Origin of the sequence: Rhizobium rhododendri (assembly GCF_007000325.2) — a bacterium.
GTDB classification, from domain to species: domain Bacteria; phylum Pseudomonadota; class Alphaproteobacteria; order Rhizobiales; family Rhizobiaceae; genus Rhizobium; species Rhizobium rhododendri.
Map to the genome: position 1 here is coordinate 1,432,497 of NZ_CP117268.1, position 23,579 is coordinate 1,456,075.

Genomic DNA, 23,579 nt, shown 5'->3' on the forward strand with positions numbered 1-23,579 from the left:
TGTCTCCTATACCGCAAGCGCAATAAATTTGTGCATTGCGAAGGTCTGGCTCTTGGGGGAGAGGCAGTGGGGGATAGAATGTTCGATCTTTTTGTCATTGGTGGCGGCATCAACGGTTGCGGTATTGCGCGCGACGCGGCCGGCCGTGGCTACAAGGTAGCGCTGGCCGAAATGAACGATTTCGCCTCCGGCACATCTTCCGGATCGACCAAGCTTATCCATGGCGGCCTGCGCTATCTCGAGCATTACGAATTCCGGCTGGTTCGCGAATCGCTGATGGAGCGCGAGGTCCTATGGGCCATGGCGCCGCATATTATCTGGCCGATGCGCTTCGTCCTGCCCTACCAGAAGGGCGGCATCCGCCCGGCCTGGCTCATTCGCCTCGGGCTCTTCCTCTACGACCATATCGGCGGCAGAAAGCTGCTTCCGGCGACGTCCGTTGTCGACATGCGCAAGGATCCGGCAGGCAAGCCATTGAAATCCCTGTTCACCAAGGCCTTTGAATATTCCGACGGATGGGTCGACGATGCGCGGCTTGTCGTCCTCAACGCCCGGGATGCTGCCGATCGCGGAGCCCAGATCATGCCGCGGACCCGCGTGCGGTCGGCGCGTTGGGAAAAAAATGCCTGGTCTGTCGAGACGCAGGATATGGCAACAGGCAGGATCGACAGCTTTCAGGCGCGCATGCTTGTCAATGCGGCAGGCCCCTGGGTCGATCAGGTGCTGTCCAGTGCATTCGGCAAGAACCAGGTTCACAATGTACGGCTCGTCCAGGGCAGCCACATCGTCGTCAGGAAGAAGTTTGACGATCCACGCGCCTATTTCTTCCAGAACCCTGACAATCGCATCATCTTCGCTATCCCCTACGAGCAGGATTTTACCCTGATCGGCACGACCGACCAGGATTTCGAGGGCGATCCGAAGGATATCCGAATCACGCAGCGCGAGGTCGACTATCTCTGCAGCGCCGCCAGCGAATATTTTGCCGAACCGGTAAAGCCTGATGACATCGTCTGGTCCTATTCCGGCGTTCGTCCGCTGTTCGACGACGGCGCCTCGAAGGCGCAGGAAGCGACGCGGGACTATGTGCTGAAGCGCGAGGAACTGCCCGGTGGCGGTGAACTGCTCAACATCTTCGGTGGCAAGCTGACCACCTACAGGCGCCTTGCAGAGCACGCGCTGGAGAAGATCGGCGATGCGATCGGTGTCAAGGGCAAGGTCTGGACGGCCGGCAGCAGCCTGCCCGGCGGTGCCTTTGCCGCGACGGGCTATGAGAGCGAAGTTGCCAAGCTCAAGGGCTCCTACCCGTTTCTGGCCGACCGCCATGCCCGACGGCTTGTCCGGCTCTACGGCACGAACGCGGCGCTCCTGCTCGGCAAGGCAGCAAACGCGTCCGATCTCGGCCGTAATTTCGGCGACGACCTTTTCGAATGCGAGGTCCGGTGGCTGATCGACATGGAATGGGCAAGGCACGCGGAGGACGTGCTTTGGCGCCGGACCAAGAAGGGACTGTATCTGTCGAAGGATCAGGCCGCAGAACTTGAGACTTTTATCGCCGGGGTGATCACGCACTAGGAGCGTTTGCCGCTCGAGGACAATATCACCGCTGGTTTGGAGGAGGCACGGGGATTTAATGCTGGAATTGCGAAATGTGGCCAAGATGGCGGGCAGTGAATATCATATTCACCCCTCCAGCCTTGTCCTTCAGGGAGGAACACTGAACGTCCTGCTGGGTCCGACCTTGTCCGGCAAGACGTCTCTGATGCGGCTGATGGCCGGGCTGGACAAGCCAACCTCGGGAACGGTTCACTTCGATGGCGTCGATGTTACCGGCCTGCCGGTGCAGAAGCGCTCGGTCGCCATGGTCTATCAGCAGTTCATCAATTATCCGGCGATGACGGTATACGAGAATATCGCGTCGCCGATGCGGATTGCCGGCAAGGATAAGCAGACGGTGGACCGCGAAGTGCGCAAGGCCGCCGAGCTCATGAAGCTGACGCCCTATCTCGACCGCCTGCCGCTCAACCTCTCCGGTGGCCAGCAGCAGCGCACGGCGCTGGCGCGTGCCATCGTCAAGAACGCCCGCCTCGTGCTGCTCGACGAGCCACTCGCCAATCTCGACTACAAACTGCGCGAGGAATTGCGCGAGGAACTGCCTCGCCTGTTTGCCGCCTCGGGATCGATCTTCGTTTATGCCACGACCGAACCGTCCGAGGCCCTGCTGCTTGGCGGCAACACCGCGTCGCTCAGCGAAGGGCGCATAAGCCAGTTCGGTCCAACCATCGACGTCTATCGCAACCCTGCCGACCTCGTCACCGCCCGGACCTTCGCCGATCCGCCACTGAATACGATCGCACTGGTGCGCGCCGGTAATGCGCTGCAGCGCGACGGAGAAACGATCCTGCAGCTGCCGGACCACCTCGCCGGCGTGCCGGAAGGTCCATGCGTCATAGCCTTCCAGCCTCACCATCTGTCTGTCGCGAGGCGGCATGAAACTTCGGCAGCCCTCAAGGCGCGGGTGATCATCTCCGAAATCGCCGGCTCCGAAAGCTTTATCCACGTGGAGGCGGCAGGCTCGCGCTGGGTGATGCTGGAACATGGCATCCACGATATCGATCCCGACACCATCGTCGACCTGTTCGTCGATACCCGCCACCTGATGGCCTTCGATACCGCGGGGCACTCGATTGCCCGCGCGGCGAACGGATAGGAGACCGGAAATGGCACGCATCACGCTCGATCACATCCGCCATGCCTATGCGCCGAACCCGGCGACAGACAAGGATTATGCGCTGCGCGAAGTCCACCACGAGTGGCGGGACGGTGGCGCCTATGCGCTGCTGGGACCCTCCGGCTGCGGCAAGACGACCTTGCTCAACATCATTTCGGGCCTTCTGCGCCCGTCCCATGGCCGCATCCTGTTCGACGGCAGGGACGTCACCGATCTGCCGACGCAGGAGCGCAACATTGCCCAGGTTTTCCAGTTTCCGGTCGTCTACGACACCATGACGGTCTACGACAACCTGGCATTTCCGCTGCGCAACAGGGGCGTGGCTGAAGCCGACGTCGATCTTCGGGTCCGCGAGACGCTCGACATGATCGATCTATCGAGCTGGGCGAACCGCAAGGCCAGCGGCCTCACCGCCGACCAGAAGCAGAAGATTTCGCTCGGACGTGGCCTTGTGCGCAACGATGTCAGCGCGATCCTGTTCGACGAGCCGCTGACTGTCATCGACCCGCACATGAAATGGCAGCTCCGCTCGCAACTGAAACTGCTGCACAAGCAGTTCGGCTACACCATGGTCTATGTGACCCACGACCAGACGGAGGCGCTCACCTTCGCAGACAAGGTCGTGGTCATGTACGACGGACAGATCGTTCAGATCGGTACGCCGGCCGAGCTGTTCGAGCGACCAAGTCACACCTTCGTCGGCTATTTCATCGGCTCGCCCGGCATGAACGTCATGGCGGCGCGCGTCGAAGGCAGCTTAGTGCATGTCGGCGACCAGACCCTGGCGCTCGGCTATGCGCCGGACACCGGAAAGGCGGCCAAGACCGAGCTTGGCATTCGCCCCGAATTCATCCGCATCGACCGCGACGGCATGCCGGTGACGATCAGCAAGGTCGAGGATATCGGCCGTCAGAAAATCGTCCGCGCCGAGTTTGCGGGCCAGCCAATTGCCATCATCGTTCCCGAAGACGGCGAGATCCCATCGGAGCCACGGATCACCTTTGATCCCACCGCCATCAGTATCTACGCCGATTCCTGGCGTGTCGGCCGGGAGGATCGGGCATGAACAAGCCATGGAACAACAAGGCCTGGTTCCTCGTCATGCCGGTGCTGGTGCTGGTGGCCTTTTCGGCGGTGATCCCGCTGATGACGGTGGTCAATTATTCGGTCCAGGATACGTTCGGCAACAACCAGTTCTTCTGGGCCGGTACCGACTGGTTCGTCCAGACGTTGAAGTCCGACCGCTTCTGGTCCGCGCTCGAGCGCAACCTGGTGTTCTCTTTCATCATCCTCGCGCTCGAAATTCCGCTCGGCATCTTCATCGCGCTGAACATGCCGAAGAAGGGTCTCGGGGTCCCCGTCTGCCTGGTACTAATGGCGCTGCCGCTGCTCATTCCCTGGAACGTCGTCGGCACGATCTGGCAGGTGTTTGGGCGTGGCGATATCGGGTTGCTTGGGCATACGCTCAATTCCATGGGTATCGACTATAACTACGTCCGCAATCCCCTCGATGCCTGGCTGACCGTTATCGTCATGGATGTCTGGCACTGGACGAGCCTCGTTGTGCTTCTTTGCTATGCCGGTCTGGTGTCCATTCCGGATGCTTTCTACCAGGCCGCCAAGATCGATGGCGCGTCCCGCATGGCCGTGTTCCGTTACATTCAGCTGCCGAAGATGAAGCGGGTGCTGACCATCGCCATCCTGCTGCGCTTCATGGACAGCTTCATGATCTACACCGAGCCTTTCGTCGTCACCGGCGGCGGACCTGGCAACTCGACCACGTTCCTGTCAATCGATCTGGTGAAGACCGCGCTCGGACAGTTCGATCTTGGCCCGGCTGCGGCCATGTCGATCATCTACTTCCTGATCATCCTGCTGCTCTCATGGGTGTTCTACACCGTGATGACCAGCTACGACGCGGAGACCTGATATGGCTATCGCTATCGCTCACGCTCCATCCGCCAATCCGGTCCTCAAGGCAGAGGGATCGCGCTTCGGCTTCCTGATCCCGACGATCTACATCCTCTGCCTGCTGCTGCCGATCTATTGGCTGGTCAATATGAGCTTCAAGACCAACGAGGAAATCGTTTCCTCGATGACCCTCTATCCCCACGCCCCGACGCTGCACAACTACGTCATCATCTTTACCGACAGCGCCTGGTATTCCGGCTACATCAACTCGATCATCTATGTGGTAATGAACATGGTGATCTCGGTTGCCGCTGCCCTGCCGGCCGCCTATGCCTTTTCGCGCTACCGTTTCCTTGGCGACAAGCACCTGTTCTTCTGGCTGCTGACCAACCGCATGGCACCGCCGGCGGTCTTTGCCCTGCCGTTCTTCCAGCTCTACTCGGCCTTTGGCCTGATCGATACGCATATCGCCGTCGCTCTCGCCCATTGCCTCTTCAACGTGCCGCTGGCGGTTTGGATTCTCGAGGGTTTCATGTCCGGCGTGCCGAAGGAGATCGATGAGATGTCTTATATCGACGGCTATTCCTTCCCGCGCTTCTTCGTGAAGATCTTCATTCCGCTGATCGCCAGCGGCATCGGGGTCGCTGCGTTCTTCTGCTTCATGTTCTCCTGGGTCGAGTTGCTCCTCGCCCGGACGCTGACGACGACCGACGCCAAGCCGATCGCCGCGACGATGACCAGAACCGTCTCGGCAGCCGGTATGGACTGGGGATTGCTGGCCGCGGCCGGCGTGCTGACGCTAATCCCAGGGGCGCTCGTCATCTATTTCGTTCGAAATTACATCGCCAAGGGCTTTGCCCTCGGGAGGGTATGATCATGAATCTCGATTTCAGCTGGATGGCATGGACGCCGCCGACGATCATTTTCTTCGTGGTGATACTCGTCCTGCTGCTGGGCATGGGGCTTTGGGAATATGTCTCGCCGGGCGGAAATCCGCGCGTCGGCATTCTTCATTTCGAAACCACCCGCGGCGACCGGTTCTTCGTGTCGCTGCTCGGTTCCGCATTCATTCATCTCGCATGGCTGGGTCTTGTCGGACCCAACCTGTGGTGGGCTCTTGCTCTCTCCGTTGCCTACGCCGTCGGCGTATTCCGCTTCGTCTGAGGCAAGTCGATACGGGTCGCCGATATCCGGCGCTCCGGGACTGACACAACTGCAATCGCAATTCGGGAGGATATCATGCGAACGCATCTACTGACGACAACGGCAGCCTTGTTGCTGGCCGTAACTGGGACTGCCTATGCGGGAATGGAGGAGGCAAAGACCTTTCTCGGCAAGGAAATCGGCGACATGTCGACGCTGTCGCCGGCAGAGCAGGAAAAGGAAATGCAGTGGTTCATCGACGCCGCCAAGCCCTTCAAAGGCATGGAAATTAAGGTCGTCTCGGAATCCCTGACCACCCACCAGTATGAATCGCAGGTGCTGGCACCGGCCTTTACCGCCATCACCGGCATCAAGGTCACCCACGACGTCATCCAGGAAGGCGACGTCGTCGAGAAGATCCAGACGCAGATGCAGACCGGCCAGAACCTTTATGACGGCTGGGTAAACGACTCCGACCTGATCGGCACCCACTGGCGCTACCAGCAGGTCCGCAACCTGACCGACTGGATGGCCGGCGAAGGAAAGGACGTGACCAATCCCGGTCTCGACCTCAAGGACTTCATCGGTACATCCTTCACCACCGCTCCTGACAAGAAGCTCTACCAGCTTCCCGACCAGCAGTTCGCCAACCTCTATTGGTTCCGCTACGATTGGTTCAACGATCCGAAGAACAAGGCCGATTTCAAGGCCAAGTACGGCTACGAGCTCGGGGTGCCCGTCAACTGGTCTGCCTATGAGGATATTGCCGAATTCTTCACCGGCCGCGATGTCGGTGGCAAGAAGGTCTTCGGCCATATGGACTACGGCAAGAAGGACCCGTCGCTCGGCTGGCGCTTCACCGACGCGTGGCTTTCCATGGCCGGCAACGGCGACAAGGGATTGCCGAACGGCCTTCCCGTCGACGAGTGGGGCATCAAGGTCGACGAGAAGTCCCGTCCGGTCGGCTCCTGCGTCGCGCGCGGTGGCGACACCAATGGTCCTGCCGCCGTCTACTCGATCCAGAAATATCTCGACTGGATCAAGGCCTATGCCCCGCAGGAATCGCAAGGCATGACCTTCTCCGAATCCGGACCCGTGCCGGCACAGGGCAATATCGCCCAGCAGATCTTCTGGTACACGGCGTTCACAGCCGACATGGTCAAACCCGGCCTGCCGGTCATGAACGACGACGGCACGCCGAAATGGCGCATGGCTCCAAGCCCGCATGGCGTCTACTGGAAGAACGGCATGAAGCTCGGCTACCAGGACGTCGGATCTTGGACGCTGATGAAATCGACACCGACCGACCGCGCCAAGGCTGCCTGGCTCTACGCGCAGTTCGTCACTTCGAAGACGGTCGACGTCAAGAAAAGCCATGTCGGCCTGACCTTCATCCGCGAGTCGACCATCCGCGACAAGAGCTTCACCGAGCGCGCTCCCAAGCTTGGCGGCCTGATCGAGTTCTATCGCTCGCCGGCCCGCGTGCAATGGTCGCCAACAGGCACCAACGTTCCGGACTATCCGAAACTTGCCCAGCTCTGGTGGCAGGCAGTCGGCGATGCCGCATCCGGTGCCAAGACGGCCCAGGCAGCGATGGATTCGCTTTGCGAAGCCCAGGAAAAGGTCATGGAGCGCATCGAGCGGTCCAAGGTCCAGGGCGATATTGGCCCCAAACTCGCCGAAGAGCATGATCTGGCCTACTGGAACAAGGATGCCGTCTCCAAGGGCAACCTTGCGCCTCAGCTGAAGATTGCCGAGGAGAAGGAAAAGCCGCAGACCGTCAACTACGACGAACTGGTGAAGAGCTGGCAGTCCAAGTAGCCGGATCTACAGGCTCGGGCCCGATGGCCTGAGCCACCCCTTGGCCGCCGGTTCACCCGGCGGCCTTTGCCGCAAAACCATCCCACAAACAGCCTGCCGACCGGCGGGATCGCAGCTTACTGCCTTATCGGAGCGCATGAATGAGTAGCTATGTTCTCGCAATCGACCAGGGAACGACATCGTCTCGGGCTATCGTTTTCGATGGAGAGATGAAAATGGTCGCCTCGGCGCAGCGGGAAATTACCCAGTCTTATCCGCAGCCGCGCTGGGTCGAACACGATCCGCAGGAGATCTGGCAAACCGTGGTCGACGTTGTTCGCGAGGCTTTGGAGAAGGCGAAGCTTGGAGCCGCCGACATCGCCGCCATCGGTATCACCAACCAGCGCGAGACGACGGTCGTCTGGGACCGCGACACGGGTGCACCACTGCACCCGGCCATTGTCTGGCAGGACCGTCGCACGGCCGAGATCTGCGAAAGCCTCAGGGCGGACGGGTACGAGAAGTTGTTTTCCGCCAAGACCGGACTTCTGCTCGATCCCTATTTTTCCGGCACGAAGTTGCGCTGGCTGCTCGAGAATGTCGATGGGTTAAGAGACAAGGCGGAGGCCGGCTCTGTCTGCTTCGGCACCATCGATACATGGCTGATCTATAAACTGACCGGCGGCAAGAGGCATTTGACCGATGCGACCAACGCATGCCGGACGTTGCTTTACAATATTACCGATAATCGTTGGGACGAAGAACTTCTCGCCATCCTGGGGATACCCCCTTCTCTGCTGCCGGACGTCAGGGATTGCGCCGACGATTTCGGTGAAACGACGCCAGATCTGTTCGGCGCAGCGATCCCGATCCTTGGCGTTGCCGGCGACCAGCAGGCGGCGACCATCGGCAACGCGTGTTTTGTACCGGGCATGATGAAATCGACCTATGGCACCGGCTGTTTCGCGCTGTTGAATACAGGCGTGGAAAGGGTCAATTCGTCCCACCGCATGCTGACGACGATCGCCTATCGTCTCGACGGCGTGACCACCTATGCCCTTGAAGGCTCGATCTTCATCGCCGGCGCTGCCGTGCAGTGGTTGAGGGACGGGTTGGGGATCATCGGCAAGGCATCCGAGGCTGGCGAGCTTGCCGATGCTGCCGATGAAGAGCAGCAAGTCTACATCGTGCCGGCCTTCACCGGTCTTGGCGCGCCCTACTGGGATGCCGAGGCGCGCGGCGCGATCTTCGGCCTTACACGCAACAGCGGCCCCGCCGAAATCGCCCGCGCCGTGCTGGAAGCGGTTGCCTACCAGACGATGGACCTGCTTTTCGCGATGAAACGCGACTGGGGCAGCCACGATGTCGAGACAGTGCTGCGCGTCGATGGGGGCATGGCAGCCTCCGACTGGACGATGCAGCGCCTTGCCGACATCATTTCGACGTCAGTCGACCGCGCCGCCATACTGGAAACAACCGCACTCGGTGCCGCCTGGCTTGCCGGCCACGGGGCCAAGGTCTGGCCAGACCAGAAGGAGTTCGCCGAACGCTGGAATTGCGACCGGCGTTTCGAGCCATCGATGAGCGAAAGCAATCGCCAGGCAAAGATCGCCGGCTGGCGCGATGCGGTGTCACGCACGCTAACGGGTGGGTAGACTTCACATAGAGCCCAGTCTCAGTGCGGTACGCCCAAAAAAATACACCGGCCGCGACGGGCCGGTGCAACTCAAACATTCGTTTTGCTCCAGTTAAGCTGCAGCCAAGGCCTTTTCGATGTCCTGCATCGAATGACCCGTAAGGTCCTTGGCGAGTTCGCCGATCAGCACGTCGGATACCGTCTTGTGGTAGCCCTTGCGCAGTTCGCCGAGCGTACGAGGCGCTGCAATCACGACGAGGTTCTTGATCTTGCCCGCCAGCACCTTTCTGTTGAGAAGATCGGCGACACCGGCTCCAAAACCGTCTTCGTCCTGCTGGCTGTCGTCGGGGTTGGCAGAGCTGCTCGAGTGGCGGCTGCCGGAGCCTATCTTAGAGCTGTCGACGGCCTCGTCAGGCATTGCCTTCAGCTTGACGTTGGCCGCGTCGCCTTCATTCTGGAAGAGGTTGAGCTTTTCGCCGTCGGCGACGGCAATGACGGTGTGCTGAGGAATTTGCATATCTGATTTCCATTCACAAAGTGGCATTTCGCCGGTTTGGCCGACTGATATCAGCCGCTCTAATAACCCCTCGAGCGCTTATCTGTTCCGCCCGGGCGTGGCTTCGGATGGTGCTTGTCTCGGTGTTTTCAATGCGCCGGACTGTCGGCGCCGGCCCGCAGCTCAGGTCTTCCGGCCAAATGCCATCATGACCAGCATTGCCAGCCATGTGAGCACGAAGCTGATCATCGAAAGGGCGGCGGCCTGGGTCGGCGAGCTTTTGCCGACCTCATTGATCGCCACCGGAAAGGTTGGAAACAGCAGTATGTTGGCGACCGTGAATTCTCCGATGACGACTGTGAATGTCAGCAGCGCACAGTTGACGATTGCCGCGCCTATGCCGGGAACCACGACCAGCCGGATCGTCGTCAGCCCGCCGGCCCCAAGGCTTTCCGCAGCTTCCTTCAAGGTCCGGATATCGAGCGCCGCAAGGCCGACATCGAGCGCACGGAATGCGAAAGGCAACGCCAGGAAGAAGTAGGGAATGACAAGATAGAACGGCGAGCCGATTAGCCACATCGGCCCCGTAACCAGCATCGAAAGACCGCCGACAAGAGCAATGGCCGGCACCACGAAGGGTAGGATCGCCACGAACTCTATAACCCCGCGCATGCGCGGCATGTAGAGATGTGCGGCGATGACTGCGGGTGCAAGGATGATGTAGATCGCTGCTATCGTTGCCACCCCCAGTTCCAGCGACAGGATCAACGGTTGCAGCAGGGCCTTGTGGCTGAAGACGGCGGCATAGGCGGATACACCATAGGCGGTGCCGCCTTCCCAAAGGCTGAAGATCGCAGTCATCGCCAACGGCAGCACGAAATATGTCGCCGCGAGAACGAGGATAAGCCGACGCAGCATCTTACCGGCGCTCATCTCACATTCCCCGGCGCCGGGCGCGGCGCATCAGCAGGTTACTCGTCGCAACGACGACCGCCATCGTCACGATCATGGCGACGGAGAGCGCCGCTCCGGTCTGGGGCGAATTCATGACATCGCCGGACAGCACATTACCGATTTCCGTGGTCAGCAGCACGAGATTGCCGGAGGTCAGAGCATAGGCGGTGGCATAGCCGGAGAAGGCTGATCCAAACAGCAGGATAAATGCCGATATCAGCGACGGGGCGAGGATTGGCAGGACGACCAGGCGCCCATATTGCCAAGGCGTTGCGCCAAGGCTTTCTGCCGCCTCCGCCCATTCGCGGCGAAGGGCTTGCAAGGCCGGCATGATGATGATGATCATAAGAGGGATCTGGAAATAGGCATAGACGATCGTCAATCCGGTCAACGAGAACAGGCTAAAGCCGGCGGCATAGATATCGATGCCTAAGACCTTCAGCGCCCGGGTGAGAAGGCCGAACATGCCAAGGCTGGAAATGAATGCGAAGGCGAGCGGGACGCCGGCGAAGTTTGCCGCAACTGCGCTGAAACTCGAGGCGATGGCACCGAGCGCCGGGTGGGCATCGCGATGAATGACGGTCGCCGCAATGGCGCCGCCACAAGTGACGCCAACCGCTGCTGACGCAACGGAGAGCACAATCGAATTATAGGTGGCGAGACGAAATGTCTCGCCACCCAAAGCAACGATGTATTCCAGCGTGAAGCCGGTGCGGGTGCTGACTGACTGGACGACAAGCATGAGCGTGGGCGCCACCATGAATGCCAGTGAGAACAGCAGGAATGGTGCCACCAGCAGGACCGGTAGGCCCCACTGCCTGAGCATCGCACCGACGCCGTGCCCGGAGCGTGACCGTCTCTTGGCGGGGTCAAAGGGCTGCACCATGCCTGGCTTAATTGGTCTTCACGGTCTTGGGCCACATGTCGGCGACAACCTTCTTTGCGGCATCGATCTGCGCCTGGCTCGCAAAACGCACGCTCTTGTAGGCTTCCGGAGATGGCAGCTTGGCCAGCAGCGCGGCGGGCAGCACTCCGGCGTCGAGCATCTTGGCAAAGCGGATCGGATGGGCGTAGCCCGCAAGAAAGCCCAGTTGGCCTTCATCGCTGTACAGATATTCCTGCCACAGTTTGGCGGCGTTCGGGTGCGGCGCATAGGCGCTGATCGCCTCGCAATAATAGTTGCCGAACGGCGCGCCATCATTGGGAACGACGACTTCGAAATCGACCTTGCCGGCTTCGTCGTCGCGAATCGTCAGGTTGAGGTAGTCCCAGCGCAGCGCGATCGGCGTCTGGCCGCTCATCATGGTGCCCTTGTCGCTCTGTATCGGATTGTAGTTGCCGGCAGCGGCAAGCTTGCCAAAAAACTCCACGCCGGGCGCGATATCGTCGAAGCTGCCACCGTTGGCAAGAGCCGCCGCCATCACGGCCGCGAAGGAATCGCCAGCCCGGACGGGGCTGCCGCCCATGGACACCATGCCCTTGTATTCCGGCTTCAGGAGGTCAGCCCAGCTACGCGGCACGGTCTTGACGACGCTCTTGTTCACGGCAAAGGAGATGATGCCGTAGTAGCAGCCCTGCCAGAGGCCATCGGGGTTTTTAACCTCCGAGGGAATATCGTTCCAGGTGGCGACCTTGTAGGGCTGCAGCAGATTGTCGGTGACGGCTTGCAGCGCGAAGGACGGCGCCAGATCGAGCGTGTCCGGCCCGCGATCCTGGCCTTTCAGGCTGCGAACGGCCTGCAGTTCCTCGGCCGACGAACCCTCCGGGTTGGCGGCATTCACCTCGATCCCGTAGAGCTTTGAGAAGTCGGTCATCATCTTGCCGAAGACCCAGTTCGGCGACAGGGCTACGACGTTCAGCGCGCCTTCTTTCTTGGCGGCAGCAACGAGGCCGTCCGGCATGGTCGCAGCTTCGGCACGCAGCGGGCCGAGGTTGAGCAGCGATGCGCCGAGCGCCGCCGAGCCCGCCCGCAATAAAGTCCTGCGATTGATGTGAAACGAATTCATCGAAAAATCCTTCGGGTTGCGTATCGCCTGATGGCCGTTTGGATAGCCGTCGAAAGCTTGTGGCGATTTGCCAATAGGCATCGTCAGTGACAGGCAATTGACAGATTTAAGAAGTTTCAAAAGCGTGACGGGCGATATCGCGCCTTGGTATCCGATTGAAATATATTCGCTTTCTGCGTGCGCCTTCTGGCGGGCAGCTGTCACCGGACTGTCGCGTCGATCCGTTACGGGAATGCGGCCCTTGCGTCGGAGGGCCGACAAACCGCGCCCCCGGACAGAACCAGAGAGGCCATCATGCAGATTGCGATCATCGCAGATCCCCATATCGGCGCGAAGACCGATGATTTCGTTGCCAACTGGAATGCGGCGGTGGCGCACGTCAACGATCTCGATGTGGCATTCACGATTGTGCTCGGAGACCTGACGCTCGATGGCGCCAATCTGGAAGCGGATCTTGCTTTCGCGCGGCAATCTCTCGACACACTCCGCCGGCCGGTTCTCGTGCTGCCCGGCAACCACGACGTGGGCGATATCTCGCGCGCCAGCCGTCAGCCGGCAAGCCGCGAAAGACTGGAGCGCTGGAACCGGCATCTCGGCGCGGACCGCTGGATTTGCGACGATATTCCGGGATGGCGGCTGATCGGCATCGACAGCCAGGTTCTTGCGACCGGATTGGCTGAAGAAGCCGAGCAGTGGCATTGGCTTGACGAGGCGTTTGGCGGACGGGGCGAGCGCGCCCCTGTCCTGCTCACCCACATGCCGCTGTTTCTAGAGAACTGGGACGAAGCCGATCGACCCTACTGGGCCATCCCGACTGCGGCGCGGCAACGGTTGCGGATGCTGGTGGAGAGCACCGGAACGGCTGCCATCGTCAGCGCCCATATCCACCGGACCCTCGATCTTCCAGGCGCCGATGGTCCCCGCCAGATCTGGGCAGCGGCGACGAGCTTCCTGTCGCGCGATGCGTCGATGCCGTCACAGCCGGGCGCGGCAAACCTCGGTATCACGATACTCGACTTTACCGACGGCGCGCTCAAGGTCCGCTTCGACAGTGTTGCGGGCATCTCGGAGACCTACATCGAGGATTCTAACGGCTCGATTTATCCGAAACCGGAATAGCGGTCCTCGTTGCGGGCATAGCAGTTGCCGATTTTGATCGTGGCTGGCTAACGATGTCGTTTTATGGCAAACGTGGGGGCATCAGTTCAATGCAGTCAACGACGTCAATCGGAACGCGAGAATGATCGAAAGTCAAACCAGGCAGGCAGATTGGCGCCGCGCCAACCCGATGAAGTACAATGCTCATCTCGCGGTGCAGCGTGCCATCGTCGCCGGCGATCTCGAAAAGCTCGGCTGTGAAGTCTGTGGTCACGATGCCGTCGACGCCCATCACGACGAGTATGACGAACCCCTGAGGGTTCGCTGGCTTTGCCGCAGACATCACACGCGTCTTCATCGCTACGGCGAAGACATGTTTCCACTGCGGTCGAATACAGACCAGCGCTGATCGGTTTGGGATTTTGCCGTCCTGTCGTCTCTGACAGTTTTGGGGCCACCGGCAGTGTCGTTTGCCGGCGGCCTTTTCGTTTTACTTCGAGTTCGCCGCCTTTATGCCGGCGTCGTCGGCCATGATGGATGCCGCCTCGTTCAAGAGGACATCCTTGGCGTTCTTGCGGGCGGTTTCGATGGCGATATCGGCACTCAGGCTGCGTTCGTTTGCCTGCAGGCCATCGTCTTCCCCGGGGTCGACGCCATCGTTTATCTTCTCGCGTGATTTGTCACGGGTCGCCTGAGCTGCCAGTTCCTTGCGACGCTCTGCCTCGTTGAGAGAAACGATGCCCTTCTCGCGCTGCGCCTTCAACTCGGCGATGTCTTCGACCAGACGCTTGAAATCCGGATCGTTGGCAACGCGTGCGTCGTGGCGGCTCTGCAGCTGCGGTATCTTTGCCGCCACATCGCCTTCCGGCTTGTAGTTGGCCGGCTTGATCTGCGTCCATGGAAGAGCATTGTCGTAGCTGGCCTCGCCGAAGGTCTTCGGGTCCGACAGGCTCGGCAGCCCGATGTCCGGCGTCACGCCGCGCAACTGGGTAGTGCCCCCATTGATGCGGAAGAACTGCGCTATCGTCATTTTCAGTTCGCCGAATTTCGGTTTGGCGTTGTGCGCGACCTGATCGAGATTGACCACTGTCTGCACGGTACCCTTGCCGAAGCTGGGTTCACCGATGATCACGCCGCGGCTGTAGTCCTGGATTGCGGCCGCGAAAATCTCCGAGGCGGATGCGGAACCGCGGTTAATGAGCACGCCGACCGGACCTGTCCAGGCAGCAGGCGAGCGGTCGTCGCCCTCAATGGCAACCTTGCCGCCAGCATCGCGCTGCTGGACGACGGGACCCTTGCCCGTAAACAGACCGGTGAGATCAATCGCTTCGGCCAGCGACCCGCCGCCATTGTTGCGCAGGTCGATAAGAACGCCGTCTGCCTTGTCCTGTTTCAATTCGTCGATGAGCTTGGCCACATCACGGCTGGCGCTACGGTAATCCTTGTCGCCCTTGCGGCGAGCGTCGAAGTCTTCGTAGAAGGCCGGCAGGGTAATCACGCCAATCTTGCGCGTCGCATCGCCGTCCTTGATGGAGAGCAGCGTTTTCTTGGCGGCCTGCTTTTCGAGGCTGATCTTGTCGCGCGTCAGGCTGACGATGTGATGGGCGCCATCGGCACCTGCTTCCGCTGGCAAGATATCGAGGCGAACAATGGAGTCCTTGGCGCCGCGGATCATCTGGACGATCTCGTCGAGGCGAGTGCCGACCACTTCCTTCACCGGACCATCGGCGCCCTGGCCAACGCCGATAATACGATCGCCGACGGCAAGCTTGCCCGACACCTGCGCCGGGCCGCCGGGAACAAGCTCGCGGATCGTGGTGTAATCGTCGCGTTCTTGCAGCACTGCGCCGATGCCGACCAGCGACAGCTTCATCGAGATATCGAATTCAGCCGAAGCGGTGGCGCCGAAATAGTCCGTGTGCGGGTCTATGGATGTGGTGTAGGCATCCATGAACGATTGGAACACGTCTTCGCTCTTGTATTTGTAGGCCCGCTCCAGCGAATTTTCATAGCGCTTGTCGAGCGTATCGCGAATGGCTGCGTCGTCCTTGCCTGCAAGTTTGAGGCGGAGCCAGTCACCTTTGACGCGCTTGCGCCAGAGATCGTCGATCTCGGCTTCCGACTTCGGCCAAGGCGCATCTTCGCGCAGGAAGGAATAGCTCTCGTCCTTGCTGAAATCGAAACTCGTCTTCAGCAAGTCGCGCGCATAATTCATACGGTCGACGACACGCTGCTCATAGAGATTGAACATTGAGAACGGAATCTGCAGGTCTTCCTTGTTGACAGCATCGTCCAGCTTGGTGTCCTGAGCCTTGAACTTGTCGATATCGGCCTGCAGGAACAGCATCCTGTCCGGATCCAGCGACTTGATGAACCTGTCCATTATCTTCACCGACAACGCATCGTCGAGCGGAACCGGCTTGTAGCTGAAGCGGGTGAGAAACTGGGCGCTGAGATGTGCAGCCTGTCCCTGTTGCGGTAGCGGCGCCAATACGGGCAGCGGTCCCATTTCCAGAGCATAAGCCGAAGATGAAAGCGCCAGAAAGATGCCGAGGAAACCAGAAAGTCTACGCATTCAGCTTTGATCCAATTCGTAATGCCGAGTCTCGATGCTTAGCGTTGGTGGAACAATTTTAGACTTTTGGCAACCAAGGGGATGAGCAAAGCGTATGGCGTTTCTCAAACGTCGTTACCCCTATCTTCTGAAGGCGGGCCTGGAATTCGGCTAAAGATGCCACTCGAGCGCGGCCTTGTGCGCATTTCAGCGAATTTATAACGGGAATTCCGGCATGAAAGCGGCAGCCGGTGGCTGCCGCCGTCACCAAAGCGTGAATGCCAATTTTGCGCGATTGTTATTGTGGGGCAGCGTTCTTCGTCTGCACCACCATTGCCTCGATATGATCGACGAGACCATCGGCAAGGCCGAGGCGTCCTGCGAGAAGATCCAGATAGCCTCGCTCTGCGCGAGTATCCGGCTCGATCGTCAGCCTCGAGGCTGTGTAGAGTTCGACCTTCTGTTCCTCACTGACGGCCGCTGCGATCAGGGCGTCGAGGTCCGTTGGCACGGTCAATTCTCGCTGGATGAAATTCGCAGCCTCACCCGTCACGTCGGCCGCTGCAATCTTGTCCATGATCAGCGCCCGCTCGGCATCGTCGACATGGCCGTCGGCCTTGGCAGCGGCAATCATGGCGCGGATAAGCACCAGCACGAACTCGTTGCTGTTGGCAGGCGAAGACGGTGCGAAGGGGGAATTATCCGGCGGCGGCAGCACAGGCTGTTGTCCCTGCGAAGAAACCTGCGGCGATGTCACCGGCGCGGAGCCCGACTGGTAATTCTTGTAGGCCTGGTAGCCAAGCCCTGCGATGGCGGCAAGGCCGCCGACGGCAAGCGTATTTCCAGCGATGCTGCGCCCGGTCTTGGTGCCAAGCAACACGCCGAGGATCGCGCTTGTTGCCAACGGGTTTTCCCGGGCTTTGCCGATCGCATCTCCCGCCCGGTCCCGCACTGTCCCTCCGAGCCCGGGAACCTGCGACGTCAGGAACTGGTCGAGAAGTTTCTTCGCATCGAACATAGTCAACTGCCTCCTTGATGATGATTGATAGATAGGAGCAGTCCGCACGAATACAAATTTCGCCAGATCGGAAAGGACCGGGATGGGAGGGTGATGGCCCTATCAGCGGTCGTGAGGCGAGGTGGCCTCATTGTATGTAGATAGAAAGATGTATAAAGATGTATATCTTCTGGTGTGAGGATCTACAAGGAGATACCGATGGCCATCAACGTCAACAACCCGCAGGCCGATGCTCTGACCCGCAAGTTTGCAAGCGTCGCCGGTGTGAGCATAACCGATGCTATCGTCATCGCCATGAAGGAGGCGCTGGAGCGACGTCTTAATCTGGAGAGCGCAACGGAAACGGCTGCGCGGCTGCGCGCCAAGCACGGCCTCGTCTTGTCCGCCCGGGGCAAGGAGCCTCTTCCCAGGTCGGTTTTTGACGAGATGTGGGACGGGAAATAATGTACGTTGACGCGTGCGCCATCATTGCTCTTGCATCTGACGAACCTGAAGCCAAGCGTGTTGCAGATGCCCTTTTGTCCGCAAAGACGCGGATCACATCCGCCGTCGCTGTCCTCGAAGCAGCAATGGCCTTGGCAAGGCCCGATAAGTTCGACCGGTCGATTGCTGACATCGAGCCATTCTTGATGGAATTCCTGGAGGCGCGCGGCATCGAATTATACGACCTGCCGCCCGGCAAGAGCGCCACGACCCTATCACTGATGGCGGCCGACAAATACGGTAGCGGTCGCAACAGACTAAACCTTGGCGATTGCCTCCATTATGCATGCGCCAAATATTACCAAGTGCCGATGCTCGCAACGCATGACGAGTTTCGTCAAACCGATCTCCAGACAATTCCCTGACGCCTCCGCGCGCCTATGACACGCGCGCGAGCAGCTGGGCGGCAAATCGCGCGTTGGCTACAGTCAAAAAGCAGCCGTGTTTCATTCGCAAAATGCTGCAACGCACACTATCTGATTTGACGTCGCTTCGATTTTCACAACGGGAACCGCTGCATGGTTTTGCCCCAGTCAGCTCGTCTACACCGGATGCTCGGCTATATCGGCTGGCCTCTTGCCCTGCTCTTCCTCTGGGATATCGCCATCACTCTGGCCTATGTCTATCTTCCCCACCCTTGGCTGGATCTGCCAGCGCTGCCGATGAGCCTGCTCGGATCGGCACTGGCCCTGTTTCTGGGTTTCCGGAACAACAACGCCTATAATCGTTGGTGGGAGGCGCGGACGCTTTGGGGGGCGATGGTGAACGCGTCGCGCTCCTATGGGCGAGAGGTGTTCCACCTGATCGACAAAAACGGCGAAAGCTTCGATCTGCGCCACGACCTCGTTCGACGCCAGATCGCCTACGTGAACGCCCTGCGCTGTCATCTGCGTCGGCAGCCGAACGAGGACGAGATCCGAGCCTTCCTCTGCGACAACGAACTCGAGTCGTTGAAGGGGGTGACAAATGTGCCGAACGCAATCCTCAACGAGACTGCCGCGCTACTGGCCGACGCACGCCAGCAAGGCTGGATCGATTCGATGCGCAGTATCCAGATCGAAAGCGTCCTTGTCGACATGAGCAATGCCCAGGGCGGAATGGAGCGGATCAAGAATACGCCTCTGCCGCGTGAATATGGCTACTACCCGACGCTGTTCGTTCACATTTTCTGCATTCTGCTGCCAATCGGTCTTGTCGATAGCCTAACGATCTATACACCGCTTGCATCGACCATCGTCGGTTTCATGCTGCTGGCCATGGATCGCATCGGCTCCGATCTGCAGGATCCGTTCGAAAATCGTGCCCACGACGTGCCCCTGACCTCGCTTTGCCGGACAATACAGATCGACCTCGAGCAACTGGTCGGCGGAGGCAATGCCACGAAGCCGATCCGACCAGTCGAAAATGTCCTCTGGTAGACCGCCAGACGGCCGCGCCTCAAATATCGTAGGTGTTGGCGGCGTTGATGGTCGAGATGAACTGCCTGGTGCGCTCGCGCTGTGGCGCAGTGAACAGGAGCCTTGCATCGCCGGTCTCGACGACGCTGCCTGCCTCCAGAAACACCACGTTGTTGGCGATCTTCGACGCCAGCCGGAGGTCGTGCGTCGCCATCACCATGGTCGTCCCCTCAGACGCAAGCTTGCTTAAGACATCGACAACCTCGGCGGCAAGTTCAGGATCGAGCGCCGATGTCGGTTCGTCGCAAAGCAGGACGCGGGGCGACGGAGCGAGCGCACGGGCGATTGCTATCCGCTGCTGCTGGCCGCCGGACAGGGTCGCGGGCCACGCATCTGCCTTGTGCTCCATACCGACCTTCTTCAGAAGATCCATAGCGCTGGCACGCGCTTTGTCACGCGGCCATTTCAGCACGGTGACCAGGCTTTCCATGACGTTTTCAATGGCGGTCTGGTGCGGAAAGAGCTGGAAATTCTGGAAGACCATGCCGGTCTGCCGGCGGATTTTCTGGATCGCCTGCCAGCTGGTTTTTTTGCCCGGTGCGAAGGTCAGCGTCTCCCCGCCGAGGCGGATCGCGCCGGAGGTCGGGATTTCCAGCAGGTTGATGCACCGCAGCAGCGTGCTCTTGCCGCCCCCGGAAGGGCCGACAAGCGCAGTCACGCTGCCTTCCGGGATGGTGATGTTGATATCCTTGAGGACGACTATGTCGCCGAAACGCTTTTCGATGTTTGTAAGCTCGATCATGCGTTGGCCTCCATCATGCCACCATACCGGGCGAAGCGTCGCTCCAGTCGCACTTGCAGCGTCGACAAGACCGAGCTCAGTGCAAGGTAGATCAGGGCAGCCTCGATATAGAGAATGAGCGGCTCGTAGGTGGTGGCGACGACACGCTGTGCGGCCTGGAACAGTTCCGGCACCGTGATCGCTGCGGCGAGCGACGTGTCTTTCACCAACGAGATGAAGGTATTCGACAAGGGCGGGACCGCGACGCGGGCAGCCTGGGGCAGGATCGTCCGGATCATCGCCTGGCGCCAGCTCATGCCGATCGAATAGGCCGCCTCCCACTGTCCCTTCGGAACCGATGAAATGACGGCACGGATGATCTCGGAGCTGTAGGCGCCGATGTTCAGCGTGAAGCCGATCAGGGCTGCCGGAAACGCATCGAGCAGGATCCCGACGCTCGGCAGGCCGTAGAAGATCACGAAGAGCTGCACCAATAGTGGCGTCCCACGGATGATCCAGACGTAGAAGCGGGCGATCGCTGCCACAGGAGCCGGGCCGAACAGGCGCGCTATTGCCGTGACAAGTCCGAGAATAAGCCCAAAGGCAAAGGACATCAGGGTCAGCGGTATCGTAAAGATTAGCCCTGCCCAGAGCAGAGGCGCGAGCGAATCCGCCATCAATTGAAGCCAGTGCGGCAAGGGTATCTCCCTTAAAAAGCGATGCGCCCAGCGAAAGATCACTGAGCGCCCGTTCGTTCACTATCGTGGTTTTCAGGATTTGGAAACGGCTTTCGCCTTCCGTTACTTGGAGACGTCCTGGCCAAAATATTTTTCGGAGATCGTCTTGTAGGTACCGTCGGCCTTGATCTCGGCCAACGCCTTGTTGATGGCAGCCAGCAACTCGGGCTCCTGCTTGCGGATGATGACGCCCGAATAGTTGGCGTCGGCCTCCTCTGCGACGACCTTCACAGGCGCGTCCGGCTTGTGCTTCTTGAAGTCGAGGAAGGACAGGCTGTCATTGATCGTCGCATCGGCGCGGCGGGTGAGGACCAGCTGGATAGACTGGTCGAAGCCATCCGTGCCAACGAGCTCGGCACCGGATTGCTCGGCCAGCTTGCCATAATTGCTCGTCAAAGACTGCGCTGCCTTCTTTCCCTTCAGATCGGCAAAGCCCTTGATGCTGTCGTCGTTGTCACGGACGATGAGTGCGGCTTTCGATGCGATGTATGGGTCCGAGAAATCATATTTCTGCTTGCGAGCATCGGTGATGCCGACTTCGTTGATGACGCTGTCATAGCGCTTGGCATCGAGGCCGGCGATCAGCCCATCCCACTTGCCTTCGACGAATTCGGCTTTGACACCCAGCTTGGCGGCGATCGCCTCGGCAATCTCGACATCGAAGCCGGCGAGCTTGCCGCTGGCATCATGAAAGGTGAAAGGCGCGTAGGTGCCTTCGGTCCCGACCTTGAAGACACCGGCGGATTTGATGGCAGCGAGGTTTTCGCCAGCATGGGCCGGCAACAGCAATGCGGCCTGAACGAGTGCGATGGCGGCGATGGATTTCAGCAGTGTCATGTCGGTACCGATCCCGGTGTTGATGTTCGAGTGCGAAAGATCGCAGAAACTGTCTCTCAAATATGCACAGGAAACTGCGAAGGAAATGAGCAATTGCAAATAATTTTCTCAATTCCGCGTCATTCAGTGATGATCTGTCTCCAAGAGCCCGCATCACCCTCCAGGGGCCAAGAGCGTGGGTGTTTCCGGGCGCATCATTGGGGGCGACGCCCTGCAGCCCGTTGGCATTTCCGGCAAGGCGCATCGTTGTCTTCAAAACCGTCCGCGACCCTTCGAAATTCCTGTTTACGTTCATATGTTTGCGATCTAATGCTTTAAGCGTGTCATGCAAAGGCGCTATCAAGATCCAAGGCGGGGCTGCAAGCCTCGACCCGATTTCAATCCAGTGTGTCACCCGTAGATAAGATCGATGAACAACCTGCCTGCGCTGCTGCCGGTCATTCGCGCCTTCACAAGAAGCTGGCCGGCCTTGGCGTTAATGACGGGTCTGCTCGTCGCCTGGGAACTCTACGCCCGCTATTCAGGCATCCGGGCGACGACCCTGCCTCCGCCGTCGCGGGTGTTCGAGCAGATCGTCGTCAACTGGCAGGTGCTTCTCGAAAATGCCATCCCGACCGTTGCGGCCACGTTTACCGGCTTTGGCTTCTCGCTGACCGTGGCATTCCTGATGTCTGTCGTGGTCGATTTCTTCCAGCCGGCGCGCCGCGCGCTGGTCCCGGTCTTCATCGTCAGCCAGACGTTGCCGCTGGTCGCCATTGCGCCGCTGGTGGTGCTGTGGTTCGGTTTCGGGCTGCTGCCGAAAATACTGCTGGTGGCGCTCGTGACATTTTTCCCGATGATGGTGGCCCTCGTTCAGGGGTATGAGTCCACCGACCGCGAAATGGAATGGCTGTTGTCGTCCATGGGTGCCTCCCGATGGCGGGTCTTCGTTCTGGCGCGCCTGCCGTCGGCCATTCCCTACTTCTTTACCGGGTTGCGAATTTCCATCACCTATGCCGTCGTCGGCGCCATCTTTGCGGAATATGCCGGCGCGGCAAAAGGGCTCGGCATCTACATGCTATCGGCGAAGAACAATTTTCGGCCGGACCTGGTGCTGGCGGCGGTGACTGTCAGTTCCTGCCTGACACTATTGCTTTTCGCATTGGCGGTTGGCGCGGAGCGTCTCGCCACACCCTGGAATACGGATCGCAAGGATCGCCAGCCATGAGCCAACCGGCCCGCCTGTCGCTTGCCGGCATCCGCAAATCTTTCGGTCCGCTCGACGTGCTCGCGGACGTGACGCTGCATGTCGGGCACGGCGAATTCGTGTCGATGCTCGGGCCCTCCGGCGCCGGCAAATCCACGCTGTTCCAGGTGCTGACCGGGGCCATTGTCGCCGATGCCGGCCAAATCGTCTTCGACGGCGCGCCGTTGGACCAGGCGAGCGACACGTTCGCCTTCATGCCGCAGCGCGATGCCCTGATGCCGTGGCGCCGGATCATCGACAACGCGACGCTCGGACTGGAGGTGCAGGGACTATCGAAAAGGATGGCCCGTGCGCAGGTCGAGCCTCTGCTGGAAACCTTCGGGCTTGCGGGATTCGAGCGGCATTACCCCAACCAGTTATCCGGCGGCATGCGACAGCGCGTGGCGCTGCTTCGCACCGTCGTCCAGCAACGAAAGATGCTACTGCTCGACGAACCCTTCGGCGCGCTCGACGCGCTCACGCGGATTTCCATGCAGCGTTGGCTCGAGCAGATGTGGGACCAGAACCGGTGGACCGCGCTGCTGATCACCCATGACATCAGGGAGGCGATTTTCCTCTCTGACCGGATCTACGTCCTCTCGGCCCGACCCGCCCGGGTGCTTGCCGAAATCGAGGTGCCGCTGCCGCGTCCGAGGACCTTGGCGGACCTCGCCTCCCCCGTTGCCTCCCGTATCGAGGCAGCGCTGCTGGAGGCGCTGATCGGTCCGGAAAATGCGCCCTTTTTGCCACCCAATCCCATCTCTTAATATCA

24 protein-coding genes are annotated in these 23,579 nt (G+C 60.0%); 15 read left to right on the forward strand and 9 right to left on the reverse strand.

The window, feature by feature from the left end; all coding sequences use genetic code 11:
- Positions 1 to 78: 78 nt before the first annotated feature.
- The 8 genes from glpD to glpK all read left to right on the forward strand — a co-directional run bounded on the left by glpD (position 79) and on the right by glpK (position 9,240).
- Positions 79 to 1,575, forward strand: coding sequence for a glycerol-3-phosphate dehydrogenase (gene glpD / locus PR018_RS24410; RefSeq protein WP_247750599.1), 1,497 nt, complete (start codon positions 79 to 81; stop codon positions 1,573 to 1,575).
- Positions 1,576 to 1,633: 58 nt separating this feature from the next.
- Positions 1,634 to 2,710 carry an ABC transporter ATP-binding protein gene (locus PR018_RS24415; RefSeq protein WP_142831411.1) on the forward strand — a complete coding sequence of 359 codons (1,077 nt, stop codon included), beginning with the start codon at positions 1,634 to 1,636 and terminating at the stop codon, positions 2,708 to 2,710.
- Between the two features lie 10 nt (positions 2,711 to 2,720).
- Positions 2,721 to 3,797: an ABC transporter ATP-binding protein gene (locus PR018_RS24420; RefSeq protein ID WP_142831410.1), complete on the forward strand. Its 1,077-nt coding sequence runs from the start codon at positions 2,721 to 2,723 to the stop codon at positions 3,795 to 3,797.
- Positions 3,794 to 4,660, forward strand: a complete 867-nt coding sequence (locus PR018_RS24425; RefSeq protein WP_142831409.1) for a carbohydrate ABC transporter permease — start codon at positions 3,794 to 3,796, stop codon at positions 4,658 to 4,660. Before PR018_RS24420 ends, PR018_RS24425 begins: the two co-directional genes overlap by 4 nt.
- Before the next feature lies 1 nt (position 4,661).
- Positions 4,662 to 5,516 (forward strand): carbohydrate ABC transporter permease, encoded by an 855-nt coding sequence (locus PR018_RS24430; protein WP_244615487.1) that lies wholly within the window; start codon positions 4,662 to 4,664, stop codon positions 5,514 to 5,516.
- A 2-nt stretch (positions 5,517 to 5,518) separates the two neighbouring features.
- Positions 5,519 to 5,806, forward strand: a complete 288-nt coding sequence (locus PR018_RS24435; RefSeq protein WP_142831408.1) for a DUF2160 domain-containing protein — start codon at positions 5,519 to 5,521, stop codon at positions 5,804 to 5,806.
- Between the two features lie 75 nt (positions 5,807 to 5,881).
- Positions 5,882 to 7,606: an ABC transporter substrate-binding protein gene (locus PR018_RS24440; protein ID WP_142831407.1), complete on the forward strand. Its 1,725-nt coding sequence runs from the start codon at positions 5,882 to 5,884 to the stop codon at positions 7,604 to 7,606.
- A 140-nt stretch (positions 7,607 to 7,746) separates the two neighbouring features.
- Positions 7,747 to 9,240, forward strand: a complete 1,494-nt coding sequence (glpK, locus tag PR018_RS24445) for a glycerol kinase GlpK (RefSeq protein ID WP_142831406.1) — start codon at positions 7,747 to 7,749, stop codon at positions 9,238 to 9,240.
- 93 nt (positions 9,241 to 9,333) lie between these two features.
- On the opposite strand, the gene PR018_RS24450 is transcribed toward glpK, so the two are convergent.
- From PR018_RS24450 to PR018_RS24465, 4 genes are all read right to left on the reverse strand, one after another.
- Positions 9,334 to 9,738, reverse strand: a complete 405-nt coding sequence (locus PR018_RS24450) for a host attachment family protein (protein WP_142831405.1) — start codon at positions 9,736 to 9,738, stop codon at positions 9,334 to 9,336.
- 162 nt (positions 9,739 to 9,900) lie between these two features.
- Positions 9,901 to 10,650 carry an ABC transporter permease gene (locus PR018_RS24455; RefSeq protein ID WP_202617208.1) on the reverse strand — a complete coding sequence of 250 codons (750 nt, stop codon included), beginning with the start codon at positions 10,648 to 10,650 and terminating at the stop codon, positions 9,901 to 9,903.
- A gap of 1 nt (position 10,651) precedes the next feature.
- A complete protein-coding gene (locus PR018_RS24460; RefSeq protein WP_244615485.1) occupies positions 10,652 to 11,557 on the reverse strand; it encodes an ABC transporter permease in 906 nt (301 codons plus the stop codon).
- Between the two features lie 7 nt (positions 11,558 to 11,564).
- Positions 11,565 to 12,677 (reverse strand): ABC transporter substrate-binding protein, encoded by a 1,113-nt coding sequence (locus tag PR018_RS24465; RefSeq protein ID WP_142831404.1) that lies wholly within the window; start codon positions 12,675 to 12,677, stop codon positions 11,565 to 11,567.
- Positions 12,678 to 12,971: 294 nt separating this feature from the next.
- On the opposite strand from PR018_RS24465, the gene PR018_RS24470 reads away from it, so the two are divergent.
- Together PR018_RS24470 and PR018_RS24475 are read left to right on the forward strand one after the other, a co-directional pair.
- A complete protein-coding gene (locus tag PR018_RS24470) occupies positions 12,972 to 13,796 on the forward strand; it encodes a metallophosphoesterase family protein (protein WP_142831403.1) in 825 nt (274 codons plus the stop codon).
- 121 nt (positions 13,797 to 13,917) lie between these two features.
- A complete protein-coding gene (locus PR018_RS24475) occupies positions 13,918 to 14,184 on the forward strand; it encodes a hypothetical protein (RefSeq protein ID WP_142831402.1) in 267 nt (88 codons plus the stop codon).
- 81 nt (positions 14,185 to 14,265) lie between these two features.
- Here the strand turns inward: PR018_RS24475 and PR018_RS24480 are convergent, their stop codons facing one another.
- Entirely contained in the window at positions 14,266 to 16,350 is a 2,085-nt protein-coding gene (locus PR018_RS24480) for a carboxy terminal-processing peptidase (RefSeq protein ID WP_142831401.1), read from the reverse strand.
- A 277-nt stretch (positions 16,351 to 16,627) separates the two neighbouring features.
- Positions 16,628 to 17,347, reverse strand: a complete 720-nt coding sequence (locus tag PR018_RS24485; RefSeq protein WP_142831400.1) for a tellurite resistance TerB family protein — start codon at positions 17,345 to 17,347, stop codon at positions 16,628 to 16,630.
- Positions 17,348 to 17,545: 198 nt separating this feature from the next.
- Here PR018_RS24485 and PR018_RS24490 point away from each other — a divergent pair, with 198 nt between their 5' ends.
- From PR018_RS24490 to PR018_RS24500, 3 genes are all read left to right on the forward strand, one after another.
- Complete coding sequence (locus PR018_RS24490; protein ID WP_142831399.1) at positions 17,546 to 17,791, forward strand: type II toxin-antitoxin system VapB family antitoxin; 246 nt, start codon at positions 17,546 to 17,548, stop codon at positions 17,789 to 17,791.
- Positions 17,791 to 18,195, forward strand: coding sequence for a type II toxin-antitoxin system VapC family toxin (locus tag PR018_RS24495; RefSeq protein ID WP_142831398.1), 405 nt, complete (start codon positions 17,791 to 17,793; stop codon positions 18,193 to 18,195). Before PR018_RS24490 ends, PR018_RS24495 begins: the two co-directional genes overlap by 1 nt.
- 153 nt (positions 18,196 to 18,348) lie before the next feature.
- The gene (locus PR018_RS24500) at positions 18,349 to 19,248 is read left to right on the forward strand and encodes a bestrophin family protein (RefSeq protein WP_142831397.1); all 900 of its coding nucleotides are present in this window, start codon (positions 18,349 to 18,351) and stop codon (positions 19,246 to 19,248) included.
- A 19-nt stretch (positions 19,249 to 19,267) separates the two neighbouring features.
- On the opposite strand, the gene PR018_RS24505 is transcribed toward PR018_RS24500, so the two are convergent.
- From PR018_RS24505 to PR018_RS24515, 3 genes are all read right to left on the reverse strand, one after another.
- On the reverse strand, positions 19,268 to 20,029 hold the full coding sequence (locus PR018_RS24505; protein ID WP_142831396.1) for an amino acid ABC transporter ATP-binding protein: 762 nt from the start codon (positions 20,027 to 20,029) through the stop codon (positions 19,268 to 19,270).
- Entirely contained in the window at positions 20,026 to 20,706 is a 681-nt protein-coding gene (locus PR018_RS24510; protein ID WP_111221433.1) for an amino acid ABC transporter permease, read from the reverse strand. The genes PR018_RS24505 and PR018_RS24510 overlap by 4 nt, the downstream gene beginning before the upstream one ends.
- A gap of 102 nt (positions 20,707 to 20,808) precedes the next feature.
- Positions 20,809 to 21,582 carry an amino acid ABC transporter substrate-binding protein gene (locus tag PR018_RS24515; RefSeq protein WP_142831395.1) on the reverse strand — a complete coding sequence of 258 codons (774 nt, stop codon included), beginning with the start codon at positions 21,580 to 21,582 and terminating at the stop codon, positions 20,809 to 20,811.
- Between the two features lie 409 nt (positions 21,583 to 21,991).
- On the opposite strand from PR018_RS24515, the gene PR018_RS24520 reads away from it, so the two are divergent.
- Positions 21,992 to 22,789 carry an ABC transporter permease gene (locus PR018_RS24520; protein ID WP_142831394.1) on the forward strand — a complete coding sequence of 266 codons (798 nt, stop codon included), beginning with the start codon at positions 21,992 to 21,994 and terminating at the stop codon, positions 22,787 to 22,789.
- Complete coding sequence (locus tag PR018_RS24525; protein ID WP_142831393.1) at positions 22,786 to 23,574, forward strand: ABC transporter ATP-binding protein; 789 nt, start codon at positions 22,786 to 22,788, stop codon at positions 23,572 to 23,574. The genes PR018_RS24520 and PR018_RS24525 overlap by 4 nt, the downstream gene beginning before the upstream one ends.
- The last annotated feature ends 5 nt before the right edge of the window (positions 23,575 to 23,579 follow it).